We start from the raw sequence: 15,799 nt of genomic DNA, 5'->3' as shown, positions 1-15,799 counted from the left end.
TCCGTTAGCAATTTCACATCAATGGGTCCTGGCGGCACTGTTCCTTGCCGTCGACAATGTTTCGCGTACGGGTGCTCATGCGTTTATCAGCTGTGCCAGCAATGTTTTTTGCCTGCCTGGTTTTGGCAGGCTGCACGTCCAGTTCGACGCTGGACACGATCGTGCCGCAGCAGCCGTCGCGGGAAACGACGAGCTCGGTCATACCGACATCTCCCGTGCCTTCGGCCAGTGTCGGCGTCGCCCAGACGCAAACAGCGCCGCCGCAGGAGATGCTTGCCTGGGCCGGACCGGTACCGGAACCGGAAGCCTTCCGACCGGAGGCAAAGACGGCAGCAGCGGCAACACCGATGCCGCTGGAGCGGCCCGTCGCCGCAATCGTGCCGGCAACACCTGCCGTCCTGACGACGCCCGGAACACGCACGCAGATCTACGGACACCGCTTCCGCGATGCTAAGCCGATCAACTTCGGCCGCGCATCGCCGCGCAAGATGGCCGTTCATGGTGTCGACGTGTCGCGCTGGCAGGGTGAAATCGACTGGGTCAGGCTGCGGACGCAAGGCGCCAACTTCGCCTATATCAAGGCGACCGATGGCGGCGATCACCTCGATCCGATGTTCAAGAAGAACTGGCGCAAGGCAAAGGAAGCCGGGCTGAGGCGCGGCGCCTACCACTTTTTCTACTGGTGCCGGACTGCCGGCGAGCAGGCCGACTGGTTCATCCGCAATGTTCCGAGGGAAGCCGGCGCACTGCCGCCGGTGATCGACGTCGAATACAACGGCGAGTCCAGCTGTAAGAGGCGCCTGTCGCGCGCCCGTGTGCTCGAAAAGATGCAGGTCTTCATGGACAAGCTCGAGGCGCATTACGGCCAGCGCCCGATCATCTACACCGCCCCGGATTTCTATGCCGACAACCTGACGGGCGAACTGCTCGACTACCCGTTCTGGCTACGCTCGGTAGCAGCTCATCCTTCCAAGAGATATCCCGGCCGCAAATGGATCTTCTGGCAGTATTCGGGCTCCGGCCTCTCGCACGGCGTCGAAGGCAAGATCGACCTCAACGTGTTCCACGGCAACGAAAATGAATGGCAGGACTGGCTCGCAAGACGTGCCAGCTAGGCCATCGTAACGGGCCAGGCGGCTGACCCGCGCCCTGGTCGACCGTCGCCTGCTTTGCAGCCGCCTCACTCCTCGTCCGACACCTCCTGCGGTGGCGCGCCTATGCGCTCCGCTGGCTCGGACACGGGCAAGATGCAGCCCACTTTTCGAGCCAACTCAAATTATCAGTGACTGCCTTGCATAAAGGCCACCCCGAAAAGAAAAAAGCCTGCCGCGGGAGGAGGTGCGGCAGGCCTTTAAAGGGATTGAATGGCAACCGGGAGGAGGAGTGTCGCCATTCCGGCAAGCGCTCGTTGGGAGGAGGAGAAAGCGCTTGCATCATCGAAGTCCTGCGGGAGGAGATGCATCGCTTCGATAAGTTGACTATACAAGAAACCGCCCGACTTCGTAGATCTGACTTCGCAGACCAGCCATGCACTCAGCGCCGGTCAGGCGCTTCGAGGACACCACGCAGGTTTGCGGTCTTGACTGAAAAGATCAAAGAAATGCCGGCGCAGGGCTGCACATTAGGGTTGGCGCGCCCACTAAGTCGGCCGAAAAACAATGATCTCCCAGATGGTTAGATGAATATTAGCGACTGCGATTGCAAGCGTCACGCCCTTGTCACGGGGACAGCCCCGTAAACCGTGTTATAAAATTCCGTCATCGCGTGTCTCGGACATCCCTTCGTCATCGGTTGTGGATGCGAGAAGCATTGAAAGCCCATGCAAATCGGAAAGGATTGGCGGACTATGCCCCGCTACATGTACCATATCCATGCGGCCGGCGTGACGAGCCGCGATCAGGCCGGAAAACAGCACCCCAATGACGGCCGCGCGGTCGCTTACGGGCAGCTCATCGCCGACGAACTCGCTGAGGAATACGAATATCGGGGCGCGATCGTCGACGTCCTTACCCCGAGCGGACGCCTGATCGCGCGTCTGGTTTCGAGCCGCGCGTTCCCGCCGTGGCTGCAATCGACGCCACCAGCGCAGCGCGCGCTTCACTGATCCACGTTCGCAAGGCTGGGCGGAGGCCGTCCCATCGCCTCTGCTTGGACAATGCCAGTGGACGGGTTACATGATTGGTATCGGCCACCGTCCGCTGGAACCGTTCCATAGGGCAGAAGCAGCGCGCGCTACAGCGACCGCGGCCCGATCGGGCTAGCGCCGCCTTGAGCGTGACACAAGCACGTTGCGGATCGAAAAGCTGGAGTGAATGCGCAACACGCCCGGGAGCTTCGCAAGGATTTCCTTATGGATGCGCTCGAAGTCGCCGGCATTTTCGACCTCCACCCGCAACAGATAATCGGAACCACCGGTCATAAGGTAACATTCCTGGATTTCCGGGTGTTTGCGCACCGCCGCCTCGAAGCGATTGAGGTGCTCCTCCGTCTGGCGTTCGAGCGTGATGTTGATGATCACCGCAATGGCGTTGTCGCCAGCGGCATTTCCGACCAGCGCCGTATAGCCGCGGATCACGCCCCCCTGCTCCAGCAGATTGATGCGCCTCAGGCAGGCCGAAGGCGACAGCCCCACTTCACTGGCGAGCTTGGTGTTGCTCATGCGCGCATTGAGGCGCAGCAGACGAATGATGTTGCGATCGATCGCATCAAGACCGGACATGCAGATTCTTTCATTTTCCCGCCGATAATTCTTAAAATCAGCGAATGCTCGAATATTCAAGCGCTACTTCGCATGATCGTGCTCGATTATTTCACTATGTTCGAGCGCAACTTCTGCCGGGGCTGGGGGCTGGAATCAGCAAGCATCTTGCGCGTGCCTCAGCCCGTTTGACGATCGATCTGTGATCCTGAGGATGCGATGAAGATTACCATATTGGGCGCCGGTGTGATCGGCGTGACCTCCGCATATTATCTCGCCAAGGCGGGCCACGAGGTGACCGTCCTCGATCGGCAGTCCGGCCCCGCGCTGGAGACGAGCTTTGCCAATGCCGGCGAAATTTCTCCCGGCTATGCCTCGCCCTGGGCGGCGCCCGGTATCCCGCAGAAGGCGCTCAAGTGGCTGTTCATGAAGCACGCGCCCTTGATCATCCGCCCGATGGTGGACGGTGCCACCTGGCACTGGATGACGGCGATGCTGCGCAACTGCACCTCGGCACGCTACGCCATCAACAAGGGCCGGATGGTCCGGCTTGCCGAATACAGCCGTGATTGCCTGATTGCGCTGCGCGAGGAAACGGGCATTGCCTACGACCACCGCACGCAGGGAACCCTGCAACTCTTCCGGACCGCCAAACAGCTCGACGGTATCGGCAAGGATATCGAAGTGTTGAGGGCCGATGGCGTGCCCTTCGAAGTGCTCGACCCGGCCGGCTGCGTTGCCGCCGAACCGGGCCTGCGGCCGGTCCGCGACAAGATCGTCGGCGGCCTTCGGCTGCCCAACGACGAAACGGGCGACTGCTTCAAGTTCACCAACGAATTGCAAAAGCGCGCCGAGGCCCTCGGCGTGCAGTTCCGCTTCGGCGTCGATATCCGCCGGCTTCGACAGGAGGGCAACCGCATCGTCGCGGTCGAGACGGCAGAGGGCGAGATCCGTTCCGACATCTTCGTCGCCGCACTCGGCAGCTATACGCCAGCGCTTCTAAAGCCGCTCGGCCTTCGCCTGCCCGTCTATCCGGTGAAGGGTTACTCCATCTCCGTGCCAATCGTCGACGAGACGCGCGCGCCGGTATCGACGATCATGGACGAGACCTACAAGATCGCCATCACGCGGCTTGGCGATCGCATTCGTGTCGGCGGCATGGCGGAGATTGCCGGCTTCAGCAACGATCTTCCCCAGACACGTCGCGCGACGCTCGAGCATTCGGTCGAAGATCTGTTTGGCGGCGCCGGAAACCAGAGGCAAGCAACCTTCTGGTCCGGATTGCGGCCGATGACGCCGGATGGAACGCCGGTGATCGGCGCAACACACTTCGCCAACCTGTTCCTCAACTCCGGCCACGGCACTCTTGGCTGGACCATGGCCTGCGGTTCCGGTCGCGTGCTGAGCGATCTGATCAGCGGCGCCAAGCCCGCGATCGAAACAGCGGACTTGGCGATCAGCCGATATCACTGATGGGCATTCCTATCGCTCTGCCACCACCAATCGCGATGACCCTCGAGCTCAATGGGACTTCGCCCTCGTCGGCTGGGATCGTTTCCGTCCGGCATCGAGATTCAAGCTGAGCTGCACGCCGCGGCTCAGTTTCGGCAAGGGCGCCGAGAGGTCGATGCGGCCAAAAATCTGCTTGCGGCGCTCGCTGTCGCGCTCCCGCTTCAGGCGAGAGTCCGCGACGGCTGCCAGTGCGCGATTGATGATTTCAGTGCGGGTCATCGTTCATCTCCACGTATGTTCTCTTTTTGTTCTATTTTTAGCAGAATGTCAAGTGACCAGATTCCAGGCATAGAAAGGCCGCACCGCATACCGGGCGGCGCGTCCGCAGCACTCGGAGAGACTGTTCGCCGGGACACCCGCTAGAACGTGATCTTCACCGAACTGGCACTGCGGTTGGCCGGCCCGTGAAACACCGCCTCGATGTTGTTGCCGTCCGGATCGAGCAGGAATGCTGCATAATAGCCGGGATGATAGGGACGTTCGCCCGGCCGACCGTTATCCGTGCCGCCGTTCTCAAGACCGGCCTTGTGAAAGGCCTCGACCATGGCGCGGTCCCGGGCCTGGAAAGCGAGATGATGGCGCCCGGTCAGTTTGCCCTGGGCCGCCTCACTGTCGGCGGTCGAGACGAAAAGCTCGTCGACCCAGAAGTAGTCTTTACCCTCGCCTCCCAGCGGTACATCGAGAGCCTGAAGCACGGCTTCATAGAACCGCCGGCTGGCGCCGAGATCCTTGATCACGAGCTGAATATGGTCGATCAGCCGACCGCGGTGCAGTTCCATCCCGAAATCCTCCGTTCGCAATCGCAAGAATTTAGGTCCGACCAGAGGTCCGTCAATGGCCTCCAGACACAACGCCTTGACCACCCTCGCCTCTCGACGGACTGGAGACACGATCATCGACAACCTGATGCCGGGGCTTGAAATAGCCGCAATCGCTCGCCATATGCGGCATAACGAATTGATCGTTGAGCATAGACAGTCTCGGTGAGACGGATGTGTTCCGGTCAGAATTTGCGCTAAGCCGCTGACCACGGATGTACTGGCAGGGTAAAGCAGCGAACGGGAAAAGGTCGGCATTGCCGACCTTTTTTGTTTTTGGGATCCCGCCGCCTCATCAAAATCCGAACAGATTGGTTGCGCTCGACTGCCTTTGTCTGGCAGAAGACCCGGGAACGCGATCGCCATCAGTTTTAGGATGGGGTCGGGCGGGCGATTGACGTCTACCTCGCTGCCACGAGACCACGTGGCCGTTCATGAAACCTTCCGCGGTACGAGCCGTCGGAACGGTGATATCGGGGCCACTCGTCGAACTCCGCAGACATGCGAAAGCGCCATGATCTCATTCAGACCGATGCTTGAGAGCGAGTATGCTGGATATCTCGCCTATTTCATCCCCGACTATGCCGCGGAGATCGCCGCCAACTATGGGCTTTCTGATGCAGACGCCCTCGCCCAGGCAACCGGCGAAATCGCCGAGGACCTGCCGCAAGGAGTCGATACACCCGGCAACGTCCTGCTGTGTCTGATGGACAGCGCAAGCACTGAGCATGTCGGTTACCTCTGGTATCGACCGGACGCAAAGGCCCGCTCAGCCTTCATCAGCGATTTCCATATTTTGCCCGACCACCAGGGAAAAGGCCTGGGCAAGCTCGCGATCGAGGCATTTGAGGCCGAACTCTCGGCGAAGGGGTTCGGGCAGATCAAATTGCGCGTCGCCGAGGATAACCGGCGCGCCCGGCATGTCTATGAGGCAACAGGGTTTCGCGTCACCGGCACCAATATGAGCAAGACGCTCAAACCGCGCTAGAACCCAACACACACGCGACCGCTGCACCGGCGGTAACCCCATATGCGGCAACGAGCGGAACTTAAGCCGCCTGTCATCGTTGGTACCTTGTTAGGACAAACGAGGTGCAAGAAATGGCCAATGACATTCAGCGATCCGTCGAAGACCAGATCTCCGAGCTGCGGACACAGGTTGCCGATCTGACACGATCGATCGCCGCCCGCGCCGGCGAGGCTGCAGGCAGCGCCGCCGATCTGGCGGAGGACGCAAAAGGACGGGTGCGCTCGGCCGCACGTGTCGTGCGCACACAGGGACAAAGCGTTGTTGACGCAGCAAAGGACAATCCCGGCACCGCAACGACGGTTGTCAGCACGGCCGGATTGATCGGCTTTGCCATCGGCGTGCTTGTTGGCTTGTCCTTCCAGAGCAGCGCGCGGTGGCGGTAGCGGGTAAAGCCCCTGTGGTTGACCCTTCCAGTCGACCACAAGTTTGGCGCTGCGCTAGTGAGCCGGCATATTCACCAACAGCGTGCCGGCCAGTCCGATGCCAATCAGGATGAAATGGGTAATCTGCATGCTTTCCTGACGGATATAGTATGCAAACCAGGCTCCGCCCAGCAGCATGATCAGACTGAGAGCGATGAACGCTGCGAGAGCGAGGTTCGCCCATATGATCGCGGCGGCACCGTTCGATAGTCCGAACAACGTGCCGATAAGCATAGCAGCGGCCCAAGCCAAAAGCAGCATGGTCGCCACTTCCATCACAAGAACGAGGCTGAAGATCAACCGATGCCAGACGGAGTTCTTGACACGCCGCGACAACAGCGGCGTGCGTATCGGTGGCTCTTGATCGAAGAGCTGCATCCCCATCAGCAGACCAATTGCAAAGACGCCATTGCGAAAAGCGACAACGTTGTTGAGCACGATAACGGCAAGCCAGAGCGCAAGCCCGCAGAACAGCACGGCTTTGATCAGAAGAAGCGAGGTCAGTTCGGTCATTTCGATATCACCATGGTTTTGGGCAGCACGCTCAAGCGCGATACCCTGATGACGATCGACCGTGTCCACCTGTGACGCCCCCAAGATGTTTTTTTGGTTGGGCGTTGTTTTCCGCAAAAGCAAAGGCTGTCCACAGCTTCAGGAATAAGTTGGGGATCAACTGGCCGTCGGCGCTACACCTGCGCCCCACACGCCTGGACGCCTTATTGAGACCACGAAGGCGGGGGTACCATTCACCCGGGCGGACCTAGGGCCTATTGCCTTGCGCGGGATCGAACGAGGGCCTGCGCAAGGCATGACCGGTAAAGCGCCTGTCGCCCCGTCAGAACGAATGATGTCAGAGGCCGCCTAGCCGCCCATGACGGCAATGAACCTTGCCTGTGCAATCCGGAGGTTATCGGCGACGTTGTGTCAGCGCCATGCCGGCAAGGATCAAGGTCACGCCAAGGGCGCTGGCGACGAAGGTTGCTGATGTTCCCCGCAGCAGATCGAGCGCCACGCCGGAAACCATCTGCCCACCGATCACCAGCAGGGCGGTGTTAACTGCACCTATGCGCGCAATGAGCCAGCTGCCGGCGGCGACGAAGACCACCCCGATCGAGCCACCGAGATAGGCGTGCCAGGGTGCGTCCGCAGCACCCGCCGGGATCAGCCCGCCGATCGACAGGCCGAGAATGGTCAAAGCGACGAAGCCGACGATATGGTTCCAGAACGATGCGATCATCGGTGACGTCGAGAGACTGAGCCGGCCATTGACCTGCCGGCTGACGCCGACCAGCACACCCGCGAGACAGGCGAGAAGGATCGGCAAGGTCATGCGTTGCCCCTGCCGAACAGGATGATAAGGGCGCTGCCGGCGACGATCAGTGCCATGGCCGCAAGATCGCGGCGATCCGGACGACGCATCGGCAGGCCGAACAGCCCCCAGCGATCCGCAACGATGCTGAACACCACCTGGCCCGCGAGCCCCAAGGCGAGGGTACCGGACAGCGCAAGCGGCGAATTGACTGCGAACGAGGTCAACATGACCGTGATCGCGCCAGAAATCCCGCCAAGATAGGCCCACAACGGTGCGCGCGGTTTCGCCCCGGCATTCCGGCTGCGCCAGGGATAGAGAATAGCGAGCAGAACAACCGCCGCCACAGTCCCCGTGCCGTGCGCTGCCCAGGACGAGAACAGCGCGTTGCCGTAGCGTCCCAGCTCGCCGTTGAAATGAACCATGAGGGTCAAGAGCCCGCCCGTGCCGAAGGCGGCCAGGAGATGCAGCGGATTGAGTGGGTGCCCGGCAGCAGGCGTTTGCTTGTGGCCGCAGGCCGTCGTCTGCATTGCGGCCACGAACTGAGGGAGAGCGATGAGCGCTGAAAGGCAAAAGGACGCCTTGGACGAGGCCGCCGAATGGTTCTTTCGGCAGGGTGACTGTCCGCTTGCGCCTGACGACCACAAGCGGTTCGACCAGTGGCTGGCGGCATCGCCGGAGCACCGGACTGCCTACGACGAAGTCTCGCGGACATGGACCGAACTGGCGCGTATCGCGCCTCCGCCCCTGCCCCGCCCTGTCCCACCGGTTGGAACGCGCCGCCCGTTTGCGCGCGTGGCCGCGAGCGCGGGAACGATCGCCGCCTTGCTGCTGGTCGCCGCCTGGAGTTTTGATCTGCCGACACGTCTTCGTGCGGACGCCTACACCGCAACAGGCGAAACCCGCAGCCTGACCCTGGCGGATGGCAGCACTGTGGAGCTCAATTCGTCTTCGGCAATCGCGGTCGACTATTCCGATGCGGCACGCAGCGTCACATTGCTCAAAGGCGAGGCGGTTTTCACCGTCGCACCTGATAAGACGCGCTCGTTCAAAGTCTTGAGCGGGGACGGCGAGGCAACGGCCCTTGGAACGATCTATGACGTCCGCGACGGCGAGGACGGATCGACGGTCACCGTGCTGGAAAGCCAGGTGCGCGTGAGCTCGACCGACAACGCCTTCTCCTCAGTCACCCTGTCCGCCGGCGAACAGGTCCGTTACGACGCGGGCGGCATGGGCACCGTTACGCGTGTCGACGTGGCTTCCGAGGCTGCCTGGAGACGCGGCAAGCTGATCTTCATCGAGCGCCCGCTTGGCAGCGTTGTCGAGGAGCTCAATCGCCATCATCGCGGCATCATCCGCATTGTCGGCGACGATTTGCGCGACAGGCGGATAAACGGGGTCTTCGAACTCGCCGATATTGCCACGGCCGTGGACACGCTCGAGACATCGCTCGGGATCCGGTCCACCCGCCTCGGCAACTACATGATCGTGCTGCACCGATAAAAGTTGATTTTTGTTATCCGGTTTTTTTCACCCTCGCGCGTCTTCACGTTTGAGAGCGAACAGAAGCGCCTGCGGCCTTTCGGTTCCTCGTGTCATTTTCGCGTTCGAGGGCATAATGAAGACCGCTACCAGAAGAAAGCTCCGCCACCTTGGGATCATGACGTCCGTGCTCATGAGCACGACAATGCTTGCGGACATCGTGCCGCCTCTGGCAAGCGCAGCACAGGCGCAGCAGCATGAGAGCTTGGACTACAGGATTGCTCCCGGCCCGCTCGCGGAAGCCCTTAATCGCTTCGCCGACGTCTCGCGCATGCAGCTCATCTACGATGCCTCGATTGCAAGGGGCCTGCAGTCTCCCGGCGTCAGCGGAAGAAAATCACCGCAATCGGCTCTAGGCGAGATACTGGTCGGCACCGGCATTCGATACAGCTTCTCCGATGTGCGGACGGTCGTGCTGACGGCCGACGGCGTCGTTCCGGGTGAGGCTGCGGCCGGCGTCGAAGGTGCGACCGCCCTGAAGACGATCGCGGTTTCCGGTGGCCGCCCGGAGGACGCGACCTACCAGACCGCGGCGTCATCGGCCTATATCTCGCAGGAAGAAATCGAGCTGTTCAGAGGCACCTCCACCGGTGACTTCCTGAAGGGCGTTCCGGGCGTGCTGACCGGCGACAACCGCAACAGCGGCGCCATCGACATCAACATTCGCGGCATGCAGGGGTTCGGCCGCGTGCCGGTGGTCGTGGATGGCGCCCAGCAGCAAAACACAGTTTATCGCGGCTATTCCGGGGTCGCCTCGCGCAACTATCTCGATCCGGACATGATCGGCGGCGTCGAGATCATCAAGGGGCCATCCGGCGGTGTCTACGGTGTGGGCGCGACGGGCGGCATCGCCCATATGAGGACGATCAACGCCGACGACATCCTGACCGATGGTAAGGATATCGGCATTCGCCTGCGCGGCGGCATGATGTCGAACACGGCGAGCCCCCCGCCCGCCGGCACGACGGGCGGGGTCTACGGGGTCACCAAATCCTACACCACCGGCTGCAATACGAACTGCACGATCACGCCTGCCCCTGACCATCTCGACCTCGCCAATTTCGGCGGCACGACGGGCTTTGACCGACCGGCGCTGTTCGAACCGTCATCGAGCTCCGGTAGCGTCGCCTTCGCCAAGCGATGGGAAAACCTCGACGTGGTTGCGGCCTATTCGCGCCGCAAGACCGGCAACCATTTCGCCGGAACTCACGGCAACACGCCAACGATCAAGAAAACCGTCAACCGGGTCGTTCGCCCGGGGCGCCCGGGACGACCGGAAACCTGGACGGAGATAACGTCGTTCAGCCTCGATGGCCTCAACCGCTATCGCGCCGGCGAGGATGTGCTCAACACCTCCCAGGACAACAGTTCCTACCTGCTCAAGGGCACGATCACCCTCGATGGCGGCCACACCATCGATCTCGGTTACATCAACTACCAGAGCGAGTTCGGCGAGTTGATGCCTTCGGTCATCATCCGCGGCGAGGGTGCCGTGCAGGCGCCGCTCAGCGAGGTGGAATCCAACACCTACACGGCCCGCTACAACTGGAAACCCGACGACAGCGACCTGATCAACCTCAAGGCCAATCTGTGGCACACCAACACGGAAACACAGATCCGCACGCCCTATGAATTCTTCGGCCTCGATTACAGCCAGGGCTATTGGGACATCGCCAAACGGACGGGGATCGATATTTCCAACGAATCTCTCGTCGATACGCAGTGGGGCGAGCTGACGCTGGTTTATGGCGGGTCCTACACCTACGAGACACTGGCTCCGCCGAGCAACATCGCCTCGCTGTCGGGTGGGGTCAACAACACACTGGAAGCCCGCAACGGGTGGCGCAAGGAAGCCAGCGGCTTCGCGTCGTCCGAATGGAAGCCGTTCGACTGGCTAAAGCTCGACGGCACGATGCGCTACACCTGGACGCACAGCTACGACAACACCCCGACCCGGGTTGCGACCGGCCTCTACCTGAACAACGAGGAGGAAAGCTCCGGCTTCGCGCCAATCATCGCCGCGACGGCCGAGCCGATCGACGGCCTGCAGTTCTACGGGCGCTACGCAGAGGCCATCCGCTCGCCGAGCCTGTTTGAATCGACTTCCGGCTGGTCCTTCGATTCCGCGCCGACTTTGGCGCTGAAGCCGGAGCATACGAAGAACTGGGAATTCGGGATGAACATGCTGTTCGACGGCGTGTTCGACAGCGATGACGAAGTGAGGTTCAAGGCGGCCTACTTCAACAACCGCACCGACAACTACCTGACGCGAACGATCGAGACCGCGGAGATCGACAAGGTGCCGAGCACCACCCTGCGCAATCTCCGTTATGCTGCGTTCAAGGGCTTCGAAGCTTCCGCGCGCTACGATGTCGGCTGGTTCTTCTCCGAAGTAGGCGGCATCTACTACACCGAAACCGAGTTCTGCACCAACGAGCAGGAACTCCTCGGTCGGGAGCGATGCTTCAATGGTGGCGTGCCGAGCGGCTATGCGCAGTTGCATGTTCCGCCGAAGATGAGTGGTACCTTGACGCTCGGAACGCGGCTCTATGACGAGAAGCTTACACTTGGCGGCCGCGTCACCTACCAGGGCGAACGCGCAGTCGATTCCAAGAGCACCAGCAGTGGCGGCTATACCGCCTCGATCGCCTGGGAGCCCTATACGCTCGTCGACCTGTTCGCCACCTACAGGATCAACGACAACGCCAGCTTCGACCTGTCGGTCGACAACGTGGCTGATGTCTACTACATGGACGCGCTGACATTGGGCCTGATGCCGTCGCCGGGACGGACCGTCCGGGCGACGCTGACTGCGAAATTCTAGATCCAATCGAAGGGCGACAGAGCTGCCCGGCGCGGGTTCGGGCAGCCAGGGGCATTCAGCGCCCGGGAATCCAGGTGATGAAGCGAACGAGTCTGTCCGTCAGCCCCTTGTACGGCGGCGTAATCAGATCGCTCGGCGCCGGATCATACTTCCGCAACACGGACATCGATTTGGAGAAGGTCAGGAACCCCTCCCGGCCATGATAATGCCCCATGCCGCTCGCCCCGACGCCACCGAAAGGCATGTCGTTGCAGGCAAATTGATAGAGCGTGTCGTTGATGCAAACACCGCCGGCGACGATGCGGGCGAGGATCGTTTCGATCTCGCGCATGTCCGCGCTGAAGCAATAGAGCGCCAGCGGCCGGTCGCGGCCGAGCACATAGCCGATCGCCTCGTCCGTGGTGCGATAGCTGATGACCGGCAGGATCGGCCCGAAGATTTCCTCGCGCATGACGGCGCTATCCGGGCTGGGCTCGAGGACCAGGGTGGGTTCGAACACGCGGACGCGAGATGGAGGCGCCTGCTTCATATCCACGAGCGAAACCAGCTCGTGTCCACGCGCCTGCGCATCGTTTACGAGATTGGCAAGGCGGTCGTGCTGAGCTTCGTTGATAATGGACGTGTAGTCCTGGTAGCCGTTGCGGGCACCATAGCGTTCACCCATCTGCTGCTTCAACAGGGTGACGAAGGCGTCCCGCTTGCCTTCATGGATGAGGACATAGTCCGGCGCGATGCAGGTCTGGCCGGCGTTGAAGAACTTGCCCGTTGCGATGCGGTTCGCCGCCCGCTGCAAATCCGCTGTTTCCCCGACGATGGCTGGTGATTTGCCGCCGAGTTCCAGCGTGACCGGGGTTAGATTTTGGGCGGCGGCCGCCATCACCTTGCGGCCGACGGCAGTGGAGCCGGTGAAGAACAGATGATCGAACGGCAGCGCGGAAAAGGCGGCCGAGAGATCGGCGCCTCCGAGCACCACCGTCGCGCGCGTATCAGGGAAGACATCGGCGATGAGCGCGCGCAAAAACTCCGACGTGCGCGGCGTATGTTCGGACGGCTTGAGCAGCACATGATTGCCGGCACCGATCGCCGCGACCAGGGGCGCCAGCGCCAGATTGACCGGGTAGTTCCATGGCGAGATGATTCCGACGACGCCGAGAGGAACGAACCGGACCTCCGCCTTTGCCGGCCAGAGCTTCCATCCGGCTGCACGACGCTCGGCCTTCATCCAGGTCTTCAACCTGGCGAGTGTGTGATCGATCTCCGAAAGGACGACGCTGCCCTCACTGAGCAGCGTTTCATGGACCGAGCGATGGCTGAAATCGGCGCTGACCGCCTTCGCCATCTCATCCAACCGTTCGCGGAAGAGATAGCGCAGACGCTTCAGATCGTCGCGGCGCTGCTCGTATGACGGACGTTGATCGAGCCAGGCGGCACGCAGCCGCTCGAAGCTGGGCTGCAACTGAGACGGTGGACTATCGTGCATCTGCATTGCCTTCGGTCGAACGGGCAAAGAGCCATTGTGCCGTGTAGTACGTGCCCAGCACCCAGACGGCATTGTAGGGAATGTTCCAGCGGAACCGCCCGTAGGCGAGCAGCGTGTCGCTGACCATGAAGAACAGGCCACCGAGCGCCGCCGAGCGCGCGGCGGATTTTTGCGGTGCTCCAGCCGCAAACTGTCGGTCACGGGAGATAGCCTGTGCGGCCATAGCGGCGAGCGCCAGCGCATAAATGACCACGGGAATGCGCATGCCGGGCGGCAAGGACGACCACAATCCGGCAATGACGACAACGCCGATCGCTGCGAAGAGGGCGAATATCCCCTTGTCGGCGGCAAAGCGGCTGTCGCGGGTCAGCGCCCAGATATAGGCGCAATGGGTCAGGAGAAAGCAGACAAGGCCGGCGAGGAAATAGTCGCCCGGCAACATCAGAAAGAAATCGCCCGCCGCCGCAAAGGCAAGCCCGATGGCGATCGTCAATCCATAGACCCTCGACGATGGGCCGATGTTGCGAAGGACGGCCACGAGCAAAAGTACCGTCGCCGTCGGTTTCGTGAGGTAATGCAGCCAACGCCAGCCGGATTCTTCGCCGCCGGCCAATAGGCTGCCGACAATGGCGAGAACCGCGCAAACGACAAACAGCGCATAGATCCATGCGTTGTTGCGCGCGCCCGCAATGCTGGTTTGTCCCATACCTGCCCCTCGTTGTTCGCGAGCCGCGCCCGCCATGATCGCCCGATGACGACCGCCCTTGGCGGTCCGAAACTGTTCATTCGAAGGACTGTAATCAAGCGCCGAAGATTGTCCATAGCTGAACAAATATGGGTACAACGTGCCCCAAGGCATGAGGCTGGACAGGCATTGCTTCTGGCATCCGCCTTTCTCGGGGAAGATATTTGGGTGGCGGTCGACGATCTTCGCCGCCGTTGAATCTTTTCTATAATTTTCACTACATAATTTTGCCAGCAGGGTTGCGGGATGTGGTTGAACGATTTATGTAAATCTGACTACAGAAAGGAACGCCGTTGGCAATCCGAGGACGACCGCGTGGTTTCGACCGCGATCTTGCGCTTGAAAAAATCATGGAGGTGTTCTGGGCAAAGGGATACGAGGCCGCGCAGCTCAACGACCTGACGGCGGCCATCGGCATCACGCCGCCGAGCTTTTACGCCGCGTTCGGGTCGAAGGAATCGGCGTTTCGCGAGGCAGTTCGTCTCTATGTCGCGACCGCGGGATCTGGCCCGTTGCGCGCGCTAGATACCAGCGAAACCGCGCAACAGGCGATAGGTGCGATGCTCCTTGCCAGTATCGACGTCGCGCTCAAGGCACCGCAATCGAACGGCTGCCTGCTGATCCTCGGCGTGATGAACTGCCAACCCGAAACCGGACCGCTCTACGACCTGCTCAAGGGCCTACGGAAAGAAACGGTGGAGCGCGTACACGCAAGGTTAGAGCGCGGCGTGGCGGACGGCGATCTCCCGCGAACCGCCGACATACCGACATTGGCCGACTATTACGGTGCCGTCATGCAAGCCATTTCCATGCAGGCCCGTGATGGTGCAACCCGACCGGAGCTCGAAGCTCTCGTCCGACCGTCCCTCGCCGCCTTGCCGCAAACCCCGGCCGCCGACGCGGCAGCCTCACCGAATTGAGAGAGAGTACGATGCAGCCCATCGAAACGACCGTCAACGCTGTGCCCACCCGGACCGGAAAGGTCGTGATACCGGCCGGCCTCCAGTTGGATGTGGACCAGTTTCACTATGCGCCCGCGCGCCGCGCCGGTGATTTCGTCTATCTGTCCGGCATCGTTGCCGCAAACGGCGGCACCGAACCGATGGACGCCGAAGGATTTCGTCGCGAACTGCGCCGGGTTTTCACACTGATCGAGCAATTGCTGCGTGCGTGTGATGCGCGCCTGGAGGACGTTGTCGAACTTCAGATGTTTCATGTGTTCGGAAGTGACCGCCTGGCATTGGACAAGGCGGGGCAACTGTCCGCGATCGCCGCGGTGCGCGACGAGTTCTTTGCCGCCCCCTACCCCGCCGCGGTAGAGCTTGCCGTCGCCGACCTCAATCCGGACGGCGGCCTGGTCGAGGTCAAGGCGACCGCATTCGCACCCCTGGCGCCGCGCAGGTGATGGGGTTTCCGGCC

At 61.5% G+C, this 15,799-nt stretch carries 18 protein-coding genes; 9 read left to right on the top strand and 9 right to left on the bottom strand.

The genetic code is table 11. From position 1 onward, the window contains the following. Window positions 1-13: 13 nt before the first annotated feature. Window positions 14-202 carry a hypothetical protein gene (locus tag ABIE33_RS14050; protein WP_429125988.1) on the bottom strand — a complete coding sequence of 63 codons (189 nt, stop codon included), beginning with the start codon at window positions 200-202 and terminating at the stop codon, window positions 14-16. Between ABIE33_RS14050 and ABIE33_RS14045 the strand changes: the two genes are divergently transcribed. Continuing rightward, on the top strand, window positions 123-1,115 hold the full coding sequence (locus ABIE33_RS14045) for a GH25 family lysozyme (RefSeq protein ID WP_429125984.1): 993 nt from the start codon (window positions 123-125) through the stop codon (window positions 1,113-1,115). The two genes, ABIE33_RS14050 and ABIE33_RS14045, sit on opposite strands and share 80 nt — an antisense overlap. 731 nt (window positions 1,116-1,846) lie before the next feature. After that, window positions 1,847-2,104 carry a hypothetical protein gene (locus ABIE33_RS14040; protein ID WP_429125860.1) on the top strand — a complete coding sequence of 86 codons (258 nt, stop codon included), beginning with the start codon at window positions 1,847-1,849 and terminating at the stop codon, window positions 2,102-2,104. Between the two features lie 153 nt (window positions 2,105-2,257). Here ABIE33_RS14040 and ABIE33_RS14035 read toward each other — a convergent pair whose 3' ends face one another. Continuing rightward, window positions 2,258-2,719: an Lrp/AsnC family transcriptional regulator gene (locus tag ABIE33_RS14035; RefSeq protein WP_429125859.1), complete on the bottom strand. Its 462-nt coding sequence runs from the start codon at window positions 2,717-2,719 to the stop codon at window positions 2,258-2,260. Window positions 2,720-2,917: 198 nt separating this feature from the next. Here ABIE33_RS14035 and ABIE33_RS14030 point away from each other — a divergent pair, with 198 nt between their 5' ends. Beyond that, complete coding sequence (locus tag ABIE33_RS14030; protein ID WP_429125857.1) at window positions 2,918-4,171, top strand: D-amino acid dehydrogenase; 1,254 nt, start codon at window positions 2,918-2,920, stop codon at window positions 4,169-4,171. Between the two features lie 48 nt (window positions 4,172-4,219). Here ABIE33_RS14030 and ABIE33_RS14025 read toward each other — a convergent pair whose 3' ends face one another. After that, the gene (locus ABIE33_RS14025; protein WP_429125855.1) at window positions 4,220-4,429 is read right to left on the bottom strand and encodes a hypothetical protein; all 210 of its coding nucleotides are present in this window, start codon (window positions 4,427-4,429) and stop codon (window positions 4,220-4,222) included. Window positions 4,430-4,569: 140 nt separating this feature from the next. After that, window positions 4,570-4,989, bottom strand: coding sequence for a VOC family protein (locus ABIE33_RS14020; protein ID WP_429125853.1), 420 nt, complete (start codon window positions 4,987-4,989; stop codon window positions 4,570-4,572). 553 nt (window positions 4,990-5,542) lie between these two features. On the opposite strand from ABIE33_RS14020, the gene ABIE33_RS14015 reads away from it, so the two are divergent. Beyond that, window positions 5,543-6,016, top strand: a complete 474-nt coding sequence (locus ABIE33_RS14015) for a GNAT family N-acetyltransferase (protein ID WP_429125851.1) — start codon at window positions 5,543-5,545, stop codon at window positions 6,014-6,016. A gap of 113 nt (window positions 6,017-6,129) precedes the next feature. Further along, the gene (locus ABIE33_RS14010; protein WP_429125849.1) at window positions 6,130-6,441 is read left to right on the top strand and encodes a DUF883 family protein; all 312 of its coding nucleotides are present in this window, start codon (window positions 6,130-6,132) and stop codon (window positions 6,439-6,441) included. Between the two features lie 54 nt (window positions 6,442-6,495). Here ABIE33_RS14010 and ABIE33_RS14005 read toward each other — a convergent pair whose 3' ends face one another. The 3 genes from ABIE33_RS14005 to ABIE33_RS13995 form a co-directional block, all read right to left on the bottom strand. Further along, window positions 6,496-7,110, bottom strand: a complete 615-nt coding sequence (locus tag ABIE33_RS14005; protein ID WP_429125847.1) for a DUF2165 family protein — start codon at window positions 7,108-7,110, stop codon at window positions 6,496-6,498. Window positions 7,111-7,387: 277 nt separating this feature from the next. Next, a complete protein-coding gene (locus ABIE33_RS14000) occupies window positions 7,388-7,810 on the bottom strand; it encodes a DMT family transporter (RefSeq protein ID WP_429125846.1) in 423 nt (140 codons plus the stop codon). After that, on the bottom strand, window positions 7,807-8,319 hold the full coding sequence (locus ABIE33_RS13995) for a DMT family transporter (protein WP_429125844.1): 513 nt from the start codon (window positions 8,317-8,319) through the stop codon (window positions 7,807-7,809). The genes ABIE33_RS14000 and ABIE33_RS13995 overlap by 4 nt, the downstream gene beginning before the upstream one ends. A 25-nt stretch (window positions 8,320-8,344) precedes the next feature. On the opposite strand from ABIE33_RS13995, the gene ABIE33_RS13990 reads away from it, so the two are divergent. Both ABIE33_RS13990 and ABIE33_RS13985 read left to right on the top strand, forming a co-directional pair. Then, on the top strand, window positions 8,345-9,292 hold the full coding sequence (locus ABIE33_RS13990; RefSeq protein WP_429125842.1) for a FecR family protein: 948 nt from the start codon (window positions 8,345-8,347) through the stop codon (window positions 9,290-9,292). A gap of 172 nt (window positions 9,293-9,464) precedes the next feature. Beyond that, window positions 9,465-12,155: a TonB-dependent receptor domain-containing protein gene (locus ABIE33_RS13985; RefSeq protein WP_429125840.1), complete on the top strand. Its 2,691-nt coding sequence runs from the start codon at window positions 9,465-9,467 to the stop codon at window positions 12,153-12,155. A 55-nt stretch (window positions 12,156-12,210) separates the two neighbouring features. On the opposite strand, the gene ABIE33_RS13980 is transcribed toward ABIE33_RS13985, so the two are convergent. Both ABIE33_RS13980 and ABIE33_RS13975 read right to left on the bottom strand, forming a co-directional pair. Continuing rightward, window positions 12,211-13,641 carry a coniferyl aldehyde dehydrogenase gene (locus tag ABIE33_RS13980; protein WP_429125838.1) on the bottom strand — a complete coding sequence of 477 codons (1,431 nt, stop codon included), beginning with the start codon at window positions 13,639-13,641 and terminating at the stop codon, window positions 12,211-12,213. Next, window positions 13,625-14,341: a lysoplasmalogenase gene (locus ABIE33_RS13975; RefSeq protein ID WP_429125836.1), complete on the bottom strand. Its 717-nt coding sequence runs from the start codon at window positions 14,339-14,341 to the stop codon at window positions 13,625-13,627. The genes ABIE33_RS13980 and ABIE33_RS13975 overlap by 17 nt, the downstream gene beginning before the upstream one ends. A gap of 389 nt (window positions 14,342-14,730) precedes the next feature. On the opposite strand from ABIE33_RS13975, the gene ABIE33_RS13970 reads away from it, so the two are divergent. Both ABIE33_RS13970 and ABIE33_RS13965 read left to right on the top strand, forming a co-directional pair. Then, window positions 14,731-15,300 carry a TetR/AcrR family transcriptional regulator gene (locus ABIE33_RS13970; protein ID WP_429125835.1) on the top strand — a complete coding sequence of 190 codons (570 nt, stop codon included), beginning with the start codon at window positions 14,731-14,733 and terminating at the stop codon, window positions 15,298-15,300. Window positions 15,301-15,311: 11 nt separating this feature from the next. Next, window positions 15,312-15,785, top strand: coding sequence for a Rid family hydrolase (locus ABIE33_RS13965; RefSeq protein WP_429125833.1), 474 nt, complete (start codon window positions 15,312-15,314; stop codon window positions 15,783-15,785). The last annotated feature ends 14 nt before the right edge of the window (window positions 15,786-15,799 follow it).

The organism is Ensifer sp. 4252 (genome assembly GCF_050434565.1).
Taxonomy (GTDB): domain Bacteria; phylum Pseudomonadota; class Alphaproteobacteria; order Rhizobiales; family Rhizobiaceae; genus Ensifer.
Note: the sequence above shows the minus strand (reverse complement) of the source record. Positions and strands in the feature narration are given on the sequence as shown.